At 68.5% G+C, this 15,111-nt stretch carries 15 protein-coding genes and 1 pseudogene; 3 read left to right on the top strand and 13 right to left on the bottom strand.

Going from position 1 to position 15,111, the window contains the following annotated elements; genetic code table 11:
- Positions 1 to 10: 10 nt before the first annotated feature.
- The 13 genes and pseudogenes from glk to ACW172_RS04060 all read right to left on the bottom strand — a co-directional run bounded on the left by glk (position 11) and on the right by ACW172_RS04060 (position 11,703).
- The gene (gene glk / locus ACW172_RS04120; protein WP_492033918.1) at positions 11 to 988 is read right to left on the bottom strand and encodes a glucokinase; all 978 of its coding nucleotides are present in this window, start codon (positions 986 to 988) and stop codon (positions 11 to 13) included.
- Positions 988 to 2,835 (bottom strand): phosphogluconate dehydratase, encoded by a 1,848-nt coding sequence (edd, locus tag ACW172_RS04115; RefSeq protein ID WP_492033917.1) that lies wholly within the window; start codon positions 2,833 to 2,835, stop codon positions 988 to 990. Before edd ends, glk begins: the two co-directional genes overlap by 1 nt.
- Entirely contained in the window at positions 2,835 to 3,539 is a 705-nt protein-coding gene (gene pgl / locus ACW172_RS04110; RefSeq protein ID WP_492033916.1) for a 6-phosphogluconolactonase, read from the bottom strand. Before pgl ends, edd begins: the two co-directional genes overlap by 1 nt.
- Entirely contained in the window at positions 3,532 to 4,989 is a 1,458-nt protein-coding gene (zwf, locus tag ACW172_RS04105) for a glucose-6-phosphate dehydrogenase (protein WP_492033915.1), read from the bottom strand. Before zwf ends, pgl begins: the two co-directional genes overlap by 8 nt.
- Before the next feature lie 41 nt (positions 4,990 to 5,030).
- Entirely contained in the window at positions 5,031 to 5,669 is a 639-nt protein-coding gene (hisIE, locus tag ACW172_RS04100) for a bifunctional phosphoribosyl-AMP cyclohydrolase/phosphoribosyl-ATP diphosphatase HisIE (RefSeq protein WP_492033914.1), read from the bottom strand.
- Positions 5,666 to 6,433: an imidazole glycerol phosphate synthase subunit HisF gene (gene hisF / locus ACW172_RS04095; protein WP_492033913.1), complete on the bottom strand. Its 768-nt coding sequence runs from the start codon at positions 6,431 to 6,433 to the stop codon at positions 5,666 to 5,668. The genes hisIE and hisF overlap by 4 nt, the downstream gene beginning before the upstream one ends.
- The gene (gene hisA, locus ACW172_RS04090; RefSeq protein ID WP_492033912.1) at positions 6,430 to 7,158 is read right to left on the bottom strand and encodes a 1-(5-phosphoribosyl)-5-[(5-phosphoribosylamino)methylideneamino]imidazole-4-carboxamide isomerase; all 729 of its coding nucleotides are present in this window, start codon (positions 7,156 to 7,158) and stop codon (positions 6,430 to 6,432) included. The genes hisF and hisA overlap by 4 nt, the downstream gene beginning before the upstream one ends.
- On the bottom strand, positions 7,155 to 7,754 hold the full coding sequence (gene hisH / locus ACW172_RS04085; protein WP_492033911.1) for an imidazole glycerol phosphate synthase subunit HisH: 600 nt from the start codon (positions 7,752 to 7,754) through the stop codon (positions 7,155 to 7,157). The genes hisA and hisH overlap by 4 nt, the downstream gene beginning before the upstream one ends.
- A complete protein-coding gene (gene hisB, locus ACW172_RS04080) occupies positions 7,751 to 8,341 on the bottom strand; it encodes an imidazoleglycerol-phosphate dehydratase HisB (protein WP_492034936.1) in 591 nt (196 codons plus the stop codon). Before hisB ends, hisH begins: the two co-directional genes overlap by 4 nt.
- 240 nt (positions 8,342 to 8,581) lie before the next feature.
- Positions 8,582 to 8,866, bottom strand: a pseudogene (locus ACW172_RS04075) (aminotransferase class I/II-fold pyridoxal phosphate-dependent enzyme); the annotation flags it as partial.
- A gap of 305 nt (positions 8,867 to 9,171) precedes the next feature.
- Complete coding sequence (gene hisD, locus ACW172_RS04070) at positions 9,172 to 10,491, bottom strand: histidinol dehydrogenase (protein ID WP_492033910.1); 1,320 nt, start codon at positions 10,489 to 10,491, stop codon at positions 9,172 to 9,174.
- A complete protein-coding gene (gene hisG / locus ACW172_RS04065; protein ID WP_492033909.1) occupies positions 10,491 to 11,372 on the bottom strand; it encodes an ATP phosphoribosyltransferase in 882 nt (293 codons plus the stop codon). Before hisG ends, hisD begins: the two co-directional genes overlap by 1 nt.
- 7 nt (positions 11,373 to 11,379) lie before the next feature.
- Positions 11,380 to 11,703 (bottom strand): YerC/YecD family TrpR-related protein, encoded by a 324-nt coding sequence (locus ACW172_RS04060; RefSeq protein WP_492033908.1) that lies wholly within the window; start codon positions 11,701 to 11,703, stop codon positions 11,380 to 11,382.
- 166 nt (positions 11,704 to 11,869) lie between these two features.
- Between ACW172_RS04060 and ACW172_RS04055 the strand changes: the two genes are divergently transcribed.
- The 3 genes from ACW172_RS04055 to ACW172_RS04045 are packed head-to-tail and all read left to right on the top strand — an operon-like array spanning position 11,870 to position 15,058.
- Positions 11,870 to 13,273, top strand: coding sequence for a circularly permuted type 2 ATP-grasp protein (locus tag ACW172_RS04055; RefSeq protein ID WP_492033907.1), 1,404 nt, complete (start codon positions 11,870 to 11,872; stop codon positions 13,271 to 13,273).
- Positions 13,273 to 14,211 carry an alpha-E domain-containing protein gene (locus ACW172_RS04050; protein WP_492033906.1) on the top strand — a complete coding sequence of 313 codons (939 nt, stop codon included), beginning with the start codon at positions 13,273 to 13,275 and terminating at the stop codon, positions 14,209 to 14,211. The genes ACW172_RS04055 and ACW172_RS04050 overlap by 1 nt, the downstream gene beginning before the upstream one ends.
- Before the next feature lie 4 nt (positions 14,212 to 14,215).
- Positions 14,216 to 15,058 (top strand): transglutaminase family protein, encoded by an 843-nt coding sequence (locus ACW172_RS04045; RefSeq protein WP_492033905.1) that lies wholly within the window; start codon positions 14,216 to 14,218, stop codon positions 15,056 to 15,058.
- Positions 15,059 to 15,111: the final 53 nt, after the last annotated feature.

Below are 15,111 nucleotides of genomic sequence, written 5' to 3'. Positions count from 1 at the left end.
GAAGGTCCAATCAGCCGAGGTCGGCAAAAGCCACGCGGGCGGCGCCCAGCAGGGCGGCGTGTTTGTGCAGGATAACGTGCGTCGGAATGGCCTGCATATACTCCTTGAACCGGCCCTTGCGCTCGAACCGCTCACGGAACGGGCTGACCTTCAGGAAGGGCAGGATGCGCGGGGCGATGCCGCCGGCGATATAGACGCCGCCGCGCGCGCCGGTGGTCAGGGCGATGTCCCCGGCGACGGCGCCCAGGATGGCGCAGAAGCGGGCGAGCGTCGCGCCGCAGTGGCTGTTGGGATTGTCCAGGGCTTCCTGGGTGATCTGGGCCGGATCGTCGATATGGCTCTCGCGGCCGTCGATCTCGGCCAGGGCGCGGTGCATGTTCAGCAGGCCGGGGCCGCAGATCAGGCGCTCGATCGAGACCCGGTCATAACGGCGGCGCAGGATGCGCAGGATTTCGTCCTCGACCGGGTCGCCGGGCGGGAAGCAGGCGTGGCCGCCTTCGGACGGCATGGCCATTTCCCGGCCGTGGGAATCGCGGATCAGGGCCGAGACGCCGAAGCCCGTGCCCGGGCCCAACACCGCGACGGCCGAATGGGGATCGCCTTCCTCGGGACCGCCCAGCGAGGCCAGTTGGTCGGACGGCACCACAGGCGCGCCCCAGGCCAGGGCCTCGAAGTCGTTGATCAGCCGCACGGGGTTCAGGCCCAGCGTGCCGAGCTCCTTTTCCGACACCGCCCAGGGGGAGTTGGTCAGGTCGATCTCGCCGTCGGTGACCGGTCCGGCCACGGCGATGACGCCGCCGGTCGGCTTGACCTCGCAGCCGTCGATGAAGGCCTTCACGCCTTCAAGGAAGGTCGGATAGCGTTCGGCGGGGAAGCTGTCGTGATGCTCCAGCACCGGCTTTCCCTCGACCATGTGCGCGAGCGCGAAGCGGGCGTTGGTGCCGCCGACATCGCCGACGAGAAGGGTCTTGTCCCAGGCCACAGTCATCAGTCTTCATCCTCCCGGGAGAAACAAACGGTGGCGCCCTCTTCTGCGGAGGTGACCACCCGGCGGAACGCCGAGAACAGTTCGCGGCCATAGCCCCAGGATGAGGCGTCCGCATTGGCGGCCGACCGCCTGGCGCGCGGTCGGGATTGCAGGTCGGAAACGGCAACCGTGGTCAGGACCCCGGCGTCGGCGTCCAGACGGATGATGTCGCCCTCCTGGACATAGGCCAGGGGGCCGCCCGCGAGGGCTTCCGGCGAGACGTGGATGGCGGCAGGGGTCTTGCCCGAGGCGCCCGACATCCGGCCGTCGGTGACCAGGGCGACGCGGAAGCCGCGATCCCACAGCACCGACATCAGCGGCGACAGGGAGTGCAGCTCCGGCATGCCGTTGGCGCGCGGCCCCTGGAAGCGCAGGACGATGACGACGTCGCGGTTCAGCTCCCCGGCCTTGAAAGCGGCCTGGACGTCTTCCTGGGTCTCGAACACGGCGGCGGGCGCCTCGACGATGCGGTGCTCGGGCTTGACCGCCGAGACCTTGATCACCGCCCGGCCCAGATCGCCCTTGACCAGCCGCAAGCCGCCCTCGGTGTCGAACGGATCGGAGACCGGACGCAGGATGTCGCGGTCGAGGCTTTCCCTGACCCCGTCGCGCCAGACCAGCTCGCCCTCGACCATCGACGGCTCCTGGAAATAGGCCTGAATGCCCTGTCCCATGATCGTCGTGACGTCGGAATGGATATGCCCGTTCTCGGCCAGTTCGCGGGCGATGAAGGCGACGCCGCCGGCGGCCTGGAAGGCGTTCACATCGGCCGAGCCGTTCGGATAGACGCGGGCCAGAAGCGGGGTCACGGCCGACAGCTGGTCCATGTCGGTCCAGTCGATCAGCACCCCCGCCGCCCGGGCCATGGCGACCAGATGGATGGCGTGGTTGGTCGAGCCGCCGGTGGCCAGAAGGGCCACGATCATGTTGACGATCGACTTCTCGGAGATGACGTCGGCCATGCGGCAGTCGCCGGTCTTCGCCAGTTCGACCGCCCGCTTCGCCGCCGCCGCCGTCAGGGCGTCGCGCAGGCCGGTGTCCGGATGGACGAAGGCGGTGGAGGGCATGTGCAGGCCTCCCAGCTCCATCATCATCTGGTTGGAGTTGGCGGTGCCGTAGAAGGTGCAGGTGCCGGGCGAGTGATAGCTGCCGACCTCGCTGGCGAGCAGCACATTCCGGTCAACCTTGCCCTGCGCATACTCAGCGCGGACCCGGGCCTTTTCGGCGTTCGGAATGCCCGAGGGCATGGGACCGGCGGGCGCGAAGATGACCGGCAGGTGTCCGAAGGCCAGGGCCCCCATGAACAGGCCCGGGACGATCTTGTCGCAGACGCCCAGCATGATGGCGGAATCGAAGGCGTCATGGGTCAGGGCCACGCCCGCGGCCATGGCGATGGCGTCGCGGCTGAACAGCGACAGCTCCATGCCCGGACGCCCCTGGGTGACGCCGTCGCACATGGCGGGGGTGCCGCCCGCGACCTGGGCCGTGCCGCCGACCTCGCGCGCCGCCTTGCGGATGATGTCGGGGAAACGCTCGAACGGCTGGTGGGCCGAGAGCATGTCGTTATAGGCGGTGACGATGCCGAGGTTGGGCTTCGACCCGTCCATGGCGGTCAGCTTGTCGGCGATGGTCTGGCCGGCGAAGGCGTGGGCCCAGTTGGCGCACGACAGCTTGGCGCGGCCGGCGCCCGAATCCCGGGCGGCGTCCATGCGGCGGATATAGTCGGCGCGGGTCGCCTTCGACCGTTCGACGATACGGGCGGTGACCTCGGCCACAACCGGATGGAGGGGGGGATGGAGAGTAGGCATCAGCTGGCTTCCGTCCACACGACTTCGAGCGGGACCTTGTTGGCGATCAGGGCGGCGATGGGCTGGATGGCCGGATCGCCTTCGGCCTCCATTTCGAAGACCTCGCGCTTGGCGGCGCCCTTGAGGCCGAGGATGACCCGCTCGGCCTGCATCAGCCAGGGCAGGTTGATCGAGATCCGCTCCAGCGTCGGGGCCGAGCCGTCACGCCCGTGGGGCACGCCCAGCACCGTCGGCTTCAGCGTCGGGGTCAGCAGGGTCTTCAGCGTCGGGCTGTTGGGGAACATGGAGCAGATATGGCCGTCCTCCCCCATGCCGAGAAGGACCGCGTCGAAACGCCCGCCTGTGGCGGAGCCCAGGGCGTGGGCCGCGACGGCGGCGGCGCGGTCGACGGTGACTTCGGGCGTATAGAGGGGAATGAAGGTCGCGGCCGCGGCCTTGTCCTGCAGCAGGACGTCGCGGATCAGACGCGCGTTCGATTCCGGCGAGCTCTCGGGCACGTAGCGCTCGTCGACCAGGGTCACGGCGATCTTCGACCAGTCGATATCGGCCTGGGCCATCCGCGCATAGACCGGCGACGGCGTCGATCCGCCCGGACCCGCGAAGGCGGCGCGACCGTTGGCGAGAACCGCCTCGCCGAGGGTCTCTTCCAGCCGCCCGGCGATGGTCGCGGCCCAGCTGTCGAGGGTGGGGAAGGCCTCAAGCATCGGTCGTGTTCCAGTCGCGGCCCGTGCGGGCCATCAGCATGTCCGAGCCGTCCGGACCCCAGGTCCCGGCGACGTATTCCTGCGGCTTCACGTTTCCATCGACCCAGGCCTCGGAGACCTCGTCGACCCATTTCCACGCCTGTTCGGCCTCGTCGCGGCGCACGAACAGGGTCGAGTCGCCCTTCAGCGCATCGAGCAGCAGCCGCTCATAGGCGATGCGGCGGCGCGGCGGCACATCGTGCTTGTCGCGGAAGCCCCAGCTCAGGCTCATCTTGATCGGCTGCAGCTGCATCCGGCTGTCGAGGCCGGCCTTCTTGTTCATCACCGTCAGGGAGATGTCTTCCTCGGGCTGCAGCTCGATGATCATCTTGTTGGCCTGCGGCTCCCCGTCCTCATAGTCGAAGATCGAGTGGGGCAGGGGCTTGAACTGGATGACGATCTCGGTGCGCTTCTCGGGCAGCCGCTTGCCGGTCCGCATGAAGAAGGGCACACCCGCCCAGCGCCAGTTGTCGATGTCGGCGCGGATGGCGACGAAGGTCTCCGTGTCCGAATCCTGGCCCCGCTCTTCGTCGTAGCCCTTGACCAGTTTCCCATCGACGAGCCCGCCGACGTATTGGCCGCGCACCGTCACCCGCTCGGCGTCCTCATGGGTGATGGGCCGCAAGGAGCGCAGCACCTTGACCTTCTCGTTGCGCACCGATTCCGGATCGAGATCCGACGGCGGCTCCATGGCCACCAGGCACAGCAGCTGCAGCATGTGGTTCTGCACCATGTCCCGAAGGGCGCCGTACTCGTCGTAGTAGGGCCAGCGGTCGCCGACGCCGACGGTCTCGCCGACGGTGATCTGGACGTGGTCGATGTTCTGGGCGTTCCACAGCGGCTCGAACACGGTGTTGCCGAAGCGCAGGGCGATCAGGTTCTGGACCGTCTCCTTGCCGAGATAGTGGTCGATGCGGAAGACCTGGTTCTCGGAGAAGGCGTCGGAGACCGCGTCGTCGATGGCGCGGAAGCTGTCCAGGTCGCGGCCGACCGGCTTTTCCAGCACGACCCGGTCATCGACCTCGGCCAGACCCGCGGCGCGCATGGCTGTGACGATCTTCGCATAGAGGGACGGGGAGACGGCGAGGAAGGAGGTCACCGACCCCTGACCCACCTTGTCCTTGAGCGGCTTCAGGCTTTCGGCCGAGGTGGCGTCGACCGCGAGGTAGTCGAGCCGGGCCTCCATCCGCTTCCAGACGGTCTCGTCCCAGACGTTGTCGGCCTTCGCCTTGGCCTCGCAGGTCTCGCGGACCTTGGCGATGTATTCGGCGGCGCTCTCCTCGGAGCGGGCGGCGCCGATGATCTTCAGATCCTCGGGCAGCAGGCCGTCGTGGTCGAGGAAATAGAGCGAGGGCAGCAGCATCCGCATGGCGAGATCGCCGCCGCCACCGAACAGCACCAATGCCGCCATGCCTGTTTCCTTCCGGAGATAGGGGCCGTGAAAGACCCTTCTTACGACGCGTCTTTGGCCGGTTGGGCCCGCTGAGCCAACACGTCCAGCACGTCCTGAAACACCAATTGACGCGACCGTAACAGGACCAGCAGATGATAGACCAAATCCGCAGCCTCGCTCGCGAGTTCCGCATCGGGTCCGGCGACCCCGGCCAGCGCCGTCTCCACGCCTTCCTCGCCGACCTTCTGGGCCAGACGCTTGGGCCCTTCGGCGATCATCCGGGCGGTGTAGCTGACCGATGGGTCTTCTGAGGCGCGTTGGGCGATGGTCCGTTCCAGCGCCGCGATCCGGCCGAGACCCGGGGCATCGGCGTCGCCGAAGCAGCTGGTCGTGCCCAGGTGGCAGGCCGGTCCCATGGGGCGCACGGCGACGACCAGCGCATCACCGTCGCAGTCGGGGATGATCGAGACGACCGTCTGGCGGTTGCCCGAGGTTTCGCCCTTGCGCCACCGCCCGCCGCGCGAGCGCGAAAAGAAGGTCGCCTCGCCGCTCTCGATCGTCTCCTCCAGTGCGGCCCGGTCCATATAGGCCAGGGTCAGCACCTGAAGCGTGTCGGCGTCCTGGACGATGGCCGGGATCAGGCCGTCGCCCTTGGCGAAGTCGAGCTGGGCGAAGTCCAGAGCGTTGGGATCGATCATTGTCTCACCTCCACGCCGGACGCCGCCAGCGAGGCCTTCAGGTCGGGGATGGCGATGGCGCCGGTGTGGAAGACGCTGGCCGCGAGCGCGCCCGAGACATTGGCCTGCTCGAACACGTCGAGGAAGTGCGACACCGCGCCGGCGCCGCCCGAGGCGATCAGGGGAATGGTCAGAAAGCTGCGCGCCTCGGCCAGCTGGGCGACATCATAGCCCTTCCGAACGCCGTCCTGATCGATGCAGTTGAGCACGATCTCCCCGGCGCCGAGAGCCTGCGCTTCCGTCAGCCAGTCCAGCGTTCGCTTGCCGGCCAGGCGGCGGCTGTCGGGATCGCCGGTGTATTTGTGGACGACGTACTCGCCGTTCTCGCTGCGGCTGTCGACGCCGACGACCACGCACTGGCTGCCCAGCCGCTCGGCCATTTCGGCGATCAGTTCGGGGCGTTCGAGCGCAGGCGAGTTGATCGAGACCTTGTCCGCGCCGTGGTCGAGACAGGCCGCGGCCTGATCGACGCTGCGAATCCCGCCAGCGACGCAGAAGGGGATGTCCAGCAATCGGGCGATCGACTTGACCCAGGCATAGTCCAGCGTCCGCCCCTCGGGGCTGGCGGTGATGTCGTAGAAGACCAGTTCGTCGGCGCCCTCGTCGCGGTAGCGGGCGGCCAGTTCGGCGGCGTCGCCCATGTCGACGTGGCCCTCGAAGCGCACGCCCTTCACGACCCGGCCGTCCTTGACGTCCAGACAGGGGATGATCCGGCGCGCGGTCACTGGCAGGCCACGATGGCTTCGGCGGCGGTGAAGCGGCCTTCGTAGATGGCGCGGCCGACGATGGCGCCGTCGCAGCCGATGGCGGCGGCGGCGGTCAGGTCGTCCAGCGAGGACACCCCGCCCGAGGCCTGGACCTTCAGATCGGGACGACGACGGCGCACCTCAGCCAGCAGGTCGAGATTGGGTCCGGTCAGGGCGCCGTCCCGGCCCACGTCGGTGATCAGGACATGGCTGAGGGTTCCCGCCGGATAGCGGTCCAGCGCTTCCCACAAGGTCACGCCCGCGCGCTCCGTCCACCCCTTGAGCGCGGGAATGGGCACGCCGTCCTCGATCTTGACGTCGAAGGCGAGAGTGAACTGCTCCGGTCGATACTCGATCCAGGACAGAACTTCTTCCGGGTCGCGGACTGCGACCGAGCCCACGACCACGCGCGACACTCCAGCGCCGAGCAGTGCTTCGGCATCAAGGATGGTGCGAATGCCGCCACCGGCCTGAATCTTTGCGGTGGAGCCCTTTGCCAGAGATCCAATCAGCTCGTGTTGCACCGCCTGCCCGGCTTCTGCGCCGTCCAGATCGACGATGTGGACCCAGGTAGCTCCCTCGGCCGTGAAGGTGGCAAGCCGATCGGCTGGGTTCTCATCATACTCGGTGACCTGATCGAAGCGGCCGTGCATCAGCCGCACGCAGGTCCCGGCGCGGAGGTCGATGGCGGGATAGACGATCATGCGGGCAGCTCGATGAAATTCTTCAGGATGCGGGCGCCGGCCTCGGCCGAACGCTCGGGGTGGAACTGGCAGCCCCAGCGATTGCCCTTGCGGACCACGGCGGGGACGACGGTTCCATAGTCGGCGCGGGCCAGGGTCGCCTCGCCGTCCGGACAGACGAAGCTGTGCACGAAGTAGGCGTAAGACCCTTCGGCGACACCCTCGATCAGCGGATCGGCCTTCACCGTCGTCAGCCGGGTCCAGCCCATGTGCGGCACCGGCAGTTCGGGATCGATATCGAACTTGGTCACCACGCCCGGGATGCAGCCGAGCAGATCGACGCCGCCCCCTTCTTCACTGCGTTCGAACAACAACTGCTGGCCGAGGCAGACGCCGAGCAGGGGGCGCTGGAAGGCTTTCAGCGGTTCGATCAGGCCCAGCGCGGCCAGCCGCTCCATCGCATAGCCCGCCGCCCCGACGCCGGGCAGGATGACCCGCTCAGCGCCTGCGACAACGGCGGGGTCGTCGGTGATCACGGCGTCGGCACCCAGCCGCTCCAGCGCGAACTGGACCGAGGCGGTGTTCCCGGCGCCGTATCCGATGATGGCGACGCTCACAGGACGCCCTTGGTGCTCGGCACCGCGTCGCCCTCGATCCGGATGGCCTGACGCAGGGCGCGGCCGAAGCCCTTGTAGACGGCCTCGGTCTTGTGGTGGTCGTCGTCGCCCGAGACCTTGATGTGGACGGCGGCGCCCATGGCCTCGGCCAGAGACCGGAAGACGTGGGCGGTCAGGTCGGTGCGGTATTCGCCGATGAAGGGGGTCGCGAACGTTCCCTCGAACAGCGGATAGGGCCGACCCGACAGGTCGATGGCGACATGGGCTTCGGCCTCGTCCATGGCCAGGACGAAGCCGTAGCGGGCGATGCCGCGCCGCTCGCCCAGCGCCTGTTTCAGGGCCTGACCGAGGGCGATGGCGCTGTCCTCGATGGTGTGGTGCGGATCGGTGTGCAGATCGCCCTCGCACGACAGGCGCAGGGAGAAGCCGCCGTGGGCCGCGACCTGTTCCAGCATGTGATCGAAGAAGCCGACGCCGGTGTGGATCGTGATCGGGCCGGTCGCATCGAGGTCGACGGCGCAGACGATGCGCGTCTCTTTCGTGTCGCGCACGGCCTGTCCGGTGCGGTGCGGCCGGGCGCGCGGCACGTTGAGCCCCAGCGCCAGCAGCAGCCGGTCGTTGACCTCGGGCCTGATCGAGATCGGCAGGCGCAGCCGGTCGCCGGAGCGATCCGCCGCCACGCCGTATTTCGCCAGCTCGGCCAGGGTCGTCTCGGGGGCGCTCGGCTTGGCCATCAGGATCGGGCCGACGCCGCTCTCGATGGTCATCAGCCGCTCCACCTCGCGGGCGACGCGGGCGCGCTCCAGCTTGACCGAGGCGATGCGCTCGGCGGTCTCGATCATCCGCGACGGATCCAGCGCCTGCTGCGCCAGCCGGACCAGAGGCTCGGGCAGGGCGTAGGGCTCCAGCACCGACGTCAGACGCGCAAGGGTCTGGGCTTGCGCGACCGCCGCCCCGACGCGGGCGCCGGCGAGGCCATAGGCCAGCGACAGGCTGCGCAGCACCACCAGATTGGCGTGGTCGCCGACGACCGTCACGGCCGAGGCGCCGTCGGCGAACTCGATCAGCCCCTCGTCCACGACCAACAGGGCGGGGGCGACGCGTTCAGCCATCTCGGCGACGGCCTCGGGCGAGCCGAGGGCGCGGATGACCACAGCTGCCGCTTCGCCCTTGCCGGGGTAGATGGCGGCGAGGCCGGAATAGGGCTGGGCGTCCGGAGCCTGGACCGATTTTCCTTCGCGGGCGGCGAGGCGCCAGACCAGCTCCAGCCCGTGGGTCAGGCCCCGCACCGGCAGGACCTGTTCGACGAGCGTACCGTAGATCTGCGCCATCCGGGCGGCGAGCGCCGACGGATCGGCCGGATAGCGATCCAGACCTTCGCCGCCGGAGACCAGCGGGGCATAGGGGGCGGGCAGGGTCATTCCGGGCTCCGCAGGTCGGCGGCGCGGGCGTGGGCTTCCAGCCCTTCCAGCCGCGCCAGACGGGCGGCGACGGGGGCGAGGACGGCGGCGCCGGCCTCGGTCACCGTCTGGACCGACATGGAAGTCATGAAGCTGGCGGTGGTGATCCCGCCCAGGGTCCGCGCTCCACCGTCGGTCGGCAGGACGTGGGATGGACCGGCGGCATAGTCGCCCAGGGTCTCGGCGGCCCAGCGGCCGACGAAGACGGCCCCGGCGGCCGTGATCTGTCCGACCAGTTCGTCGGCGTCCTCGGTCTGGATGGCGAGGTGTTCGGGGCCATAGAGGTTGGCGACTTCGCAGGCCGTCTCCATGTCGCGCACCTTGACGATCCGGGCCTCGGCGAGGGAGGCGCGGGCGATGTCGGCGCGGGGCAGGGTTTCGAGCTGGTCCTCGACCTCTTCGAGGATGGCGTTGATCGTCGCGGTGCTGTCCGAGACGAGGAGCACCTGGGCGTCCGCGTCGTGCTCGGCCTGGCTGAGGAGGTCGGCGGCGGCGATTTCCGGATCGGCCGAGCCGTCGGCGATGACCAGCAGTTCCGACGGTCCCGCCGGCATGTCCTGCGACGGCCCGCCGGGCAGGGCGGAGGCGTAGCGCTTGGCCTCGGCGACATAGGCGTTGCCCGGTCCGAACAGCTTGTCGCAGGCCGGGATGACCCCGTCTTCCAGCTCGACCCCGTAGGTCAGGGCGGCGATGGCCTGGGCCCCGCCGATCAGCCACAGGGCGTCGAGCCCGGCCTCGGAGGCAGCCAGGATCATGGCGGGGTGGACGCCCCCAGAATTGGGAAAGTCCTTCGACGGAGGCGTAACCGCGACCCGCTCCCGCACGCCCGCGACCCCCGCCGGGATGGCCAGCATCAGCAGGGAGGAGAAGAGGGGCGCGCTGCCGCCGGGCACATAGAGGCCCGCCGCGCCGATCGGCCGCCAGACAAGGCGCGATTTCACGCCCGGCGTCGTCTCGACCCAGGCAGTATCGGACGGCTTCGTCATCTGGTGGAAGACGCGGACGTTCTCGGCGGCGATGCGCAGCGAGCGGGTGTCGGCGGGCGCGAGCGCATTGCGCGCCTCGGACACCACATCCGGCGTGATGGCGATGCGGCGCGGCGCGGCCTTGTCGAGCTTCAGGCTCCAGTCGGTGACCGCCTGGCCGCCGCGAGCGCGGACGTCCTCGAAGATCTCGCGCACCACATCGACGACGCGACCTTCGGTGCGTTGCGTCGGGCGGGCGAGCGCGGCCTTGCGGCCGGCGGAGTCCAGTGATGCCCAATCAACCCGCTTCATCACATCATCTTCTCGATGGGGAGGACGAGGATGGCCGAGGCGCCGGCGGCCTTCAGCTTCTCCAGCGTCTCCCAGAAGACGGCCTCCTGACAGACGGCGTGGACGGCGACCGCGTCGTCGCGGCCCATCAGGGGCATGACGGTCGGGGCGCCGGCGCCCGGCAGGATGGCGGTGATCTCGTCCAGCGCCGAGCGCGGGGCGTTCAGCATGACGTATTTGGCCCCCTGCGAGGACACCACGCCCGCCATCCGTTCGATGATCGAGTCCAGCAGATGCGCCAGTTCGGGCTCGGGTCCGGTCGGCGACTTGATCAGGACGGCCTGGCTTTCGAACACCGTCTCCTTGGCGTTCAGACCATTGGCTTCCAGCGTGGCCCCGGTTGAAACCAGATCGCAGATGGCCGAGGCCAGCTTCAGACGGGGGGCCACCTCGACAGCCCCGCGCATGACGACGGTGTCGGCCTGAACGCCCCGCTCGTTGAGGAACCGCTGCAGGATCTTGGGATAGGAGGTCGCGATCCGCAGGCCCTGCAGCGAGTGCGGGCCCTCATAGGCCAGTGTCGGCGGCACGGCGAGCTTGAGCGTGCAGCGGCCGAAGCCCAGCGGCATGATCACCTCGGCGGTCGCGCCGCCGTTCTTGTCCTCCTCCAGCACATTCTCGCCGACGATGCCCAGGTCGCAGACGCCGTCGGCGACGAAGGTCGGGATGTCGTCGTCGCGCACGCGCAGCAGGTCGATCGGATAGTTCTCCACCCGGTACAGCAGGTCGTTGTGGCCCTTGACCCATTTCAGGCCCGCATCGCGGATCAGCTCGAGCGAGCGGTCGGCCAGACGGCCGGATTTCTGGACGGCGATGCGCAGCCGTCCCTGGACAGTACTCATGGCGGGGTCAGGCCTTCTTCTTTTTCAGGCGTTCCAGCACCAGGCTGTAGCCCTGATGCGGCATGTCTTTCAGGAACCGGGCGACGCGCACCACGGTGGTCGGGCTGGCGCCGGCCTCGGCGGCGATCTCGCGATAGGACTTCACCTGCTCATGCAGCAGGCGGGCCACGGCCCAGCGCTCGGCGAAGGCGCGGAGTTCCGAGGGCGTGCACAGGTCCGACAGGAAGGCGTCGACCTCCTCTCGCGTCTTCAGCGACAGCAGGGCGTCATACAGGGCGAGCCTGTCGTCGGCGGCCTGATGAACGGCCTTGCGGGAGATCGGGGCGGGCATGGCGCGTTCCACTAGAGTGTAACAGTGAAACAGTCAAGCGACGGAACGCAATCGGGTTGCGAGGCGAGAAATCGTCTTCGCGCTGCAACATTTCTGTTGCGCGATGCGACGAGGCCAGCCCAATCTGAACGGGCTTAACAGAGGGAGCGGGGCCACGTTCGACGAGATGTCAGGCGAAAGCGGATCCGGCGAGATCCGTCCCAGCTACCGGACACTGGCCCGGTGGCTCGAGAATGCGCCGTCCGATCTGCTACAGTCCCGGTCCCGTCAGGCCGAGCTTTTCTTCCGCCGCATGGGGGTGACCTTCGCCGTCTACGGCGATGTGGAATCCAATGAACGGCTGATTCCCTTTGACGTGGTGCCGCGCATCATCGGTGCGAAGGAGTGGGAGGACCTGGAGAAGGGCCTCAAACAGCGCGTCTCGGCCATCAACGCCTTCCTCAAGGACATCTACGGCCCGCAGGAATGCATCAAGGCCGGCATCGTCCCGGCCGACCTGATCTTCACCAACCCCCACTACCGCCCCGAGATGCAGGGCCGCCGCCCGCCGGGCGACATCTGGACCCACATCACCGGCGTCGACCTGGTCCGCACCGGCGAGGACGGCTTCCTGGTGCTGGAGGACAACTGCCGCACCCCCTCGGGCGTCTCCTACATGCTGGAGAACCGCGAGATGATGATGCGGCTCTTCCCCGACCTGTTCGCCGAGCACCGCATCCGCCCGGTCGAGACCTATACGGACATGCTGCTGGCCTCACTGCAGGCCTCGGCGCCGACGGGCGCGGGGGCCGATCCGAACATCGTCGTCCTGACGCCGGGCCCGTATAATTCCGCCTACTACGAACACTCCTTCCTGGCCGACAAACTGGGGGTGGAGCTGGTCGAGGGCGGCGACCTCGTGGTCAACGATGACATCGTCTACATGCGCACGACCGAGGGTCTGAAGCGCGTCGACGTCATCTATCGCCGCGTCGACGACGAGTTTCTCGATCCCCTGACCTTCCGCCCGGACTCGGCGGTCGGCATCCCGGGGATCATGGCGGCCTATGCGGCGGGCAATGTCACCCTGTCGAACGCGGTCGGCACCGGGGTCGCGGACGACAAGGCCGTCTATACCTATATGCCCGACATCATCCGCTTCTTCTCGGGCGGCGATCCGATCCTGGGCAATGTGCCGACCTGGCGCTGCCGCGAGCCGGACGCGCTCAAGGAGGTGCTCGACAAGCTGCCGGAGCTGGTGGTCAAGGAGGTCGGGGGCTCGGGCGGCTACGGCATGCTGGTGGGGCCCGCCGCGACCAAGGCCGAGATCGAGGAGTTCCGCGCCAAGCTGATCGCCGATCCCGACGACTTCATCGCCCAGCCGACTCTGGCGCTGTCGACCGCGCCGACGCTGGAGGGCGGCAGCCTGTCGCCGCGCCACGTCGACCTGCGGCCCTTCGTCCTGTCCAGCCCCAAGGGTATTCGTGTCGCCCCCGGCGGCCTGACGCGAGTGGCGCTCAAGGCCGGATCGCTGGTGGTGAACTCCAGCCAGGGCGGCGGAACCAAGGACACCTGGGTGCTGGACGACTGATGCTTAGCCGGACCGCAGACAGCCTTTACTGGACCGGCCGCTATATGGAGCGGGCGGACTTCCTCGCGCGTATTCTGGAAGCCGCCGTGCGTCTGGCCGCCCTTCCGGCCAAGGACGGCGCCGCCGCCACGGCCTGGGCCAGCGCCATCGCCTCCGCCGGCGTCTCGCGCGCCTTCGCCGCCTCGGGCCGGACGCCGAACGAGAAGTCGGTGCGCGAATACCTGGCCTTCGCCCCGGACAATCCGTCGTCGATCCGCGCCTGCATCACTGCCGCCCGCACCAATGCGCGCTCGGTCCGCACCGCCCTGACCATCGAGCTGTGGGAGGCGATCAACGGCGCCTGGAACGGCATGAACGAGCTGGGCGAGCCGGGCAAACGCGACGACTTCGTGCGCTTCCTGGAGTGGGTGAAGACCGTCTCCCTGAACGTCGAGGGCGCCTCGTCGCGGACCATGCTGCGCAACGACGCCTACTGGTTCCTGCGTCTGGGCATGGCCATCGAGCGGGCCGACAACACAGCCCGCCTGCTGGACGTGAAGTATCACCTGCTGCTGCCGGCCGATGAACGGGTCGGCGGCCAGCTCGACTATTTCCAGTGGACCACCCTGCTGCGTGAGGTCTCGGCCCTGACCGCCTATCGCTGGGTTTATCGCGAAAGCGTGCGGCCCTGGCTGGTCGCCGATCTGATGGTGCTGAACCGCCAAATGCCGCGTTCACTGGCCAGCTGTCAGGGGATGATCGTCTCCTATCTGGAGAAGCTGGCCACCGACTACGGCCGGCGCGGCCCGTCCCAGCGTCTGGCCTCGGCGCGTCTGGCCCAGTTCAACGACGCCAGGATCGAGGACATCTTCCAGTCCGGCCTGCACGAGTACATTCTCGGTTTCCTGAACGAGAACAACAATCTGGCCGCCGCCATCCACGACCAATACCTGGTGTGACCTGATGCGCATCCGGATCGACTACCAGACCCAATATGCCTACGCCCGGCCGGCGCGGTTCATCGTCCAGACCCTGCGTCTGACCCCGCGCTCGACCGAGAGCCAGCAGGTGCGGGAGTGGCGGATCGAGACCGATGTCGACACCCGTTTGCGCCGCTCGGAAGACGCCTTCGGCAACATCGTGCACACCCTCTATACCGAGCGGCCGACGCCGACCCTGACCATCCGGGTCTCGGGCGAGGTGGCGACGACCGACACCGGCGGCGTCCTGCGCGGGACGCCGGAACGGCTGTCGCCGCTGGTTTATCTGCGCGACACGCCCCTGACCCACGCCGACGCGGCCCTGCGCGCCTTCATCGACAAGGTGGACGGGGAAGGCGACGTCCTCGGCCGCCTGCACCGGCTGATGTCGGCCATCCATGGCGAGGTGGCCTTTATGGTCGGGGCCACGACCGCCGACCACACCGCCGCCGACGCCTTCGCCCAGCGCCAGGGCGTCTGTCAGGACCACGCCCAGATCTTCATCGCCTGTGCGCGGCGCATGGGCATTCCGGCCCGCTACGTCTCGGGCCACCTGCACCGCAGTGACGGGATCATCGATCAGGACGCCGCCCACGCCTGGGCCGAGGCCTGGGTCCCCGATTTGGGCTGGGTCGGCTTCGACGCGGCCAACGGCATCGCCCCCACCGAGCACTATGTGCGGGTGGCCTCGGGTCTGGATGCGCTCGGAGCCTCGCCCTTCCGGGGCACCAGCTACGGCGGTGGCCCCGAGACCATGACCGTGGCCCTGCGTGTGCGCCAGATGCAACAGACCCAGCAACAACAACAGACCATCGGATGGTCATGAAGTGTCAAGGGTCGTTGTGAGAAGAGAATCTGTTAGCGTTACGGCTTGCTTAG

Source organism: Brevundimonas sp. ALps5, from assembly GCF_058681645.1.
Note: the sequence above shows the minus strand (reverse complement) of the source record. Positions and strands in the feature narration are given on the sequence as shown.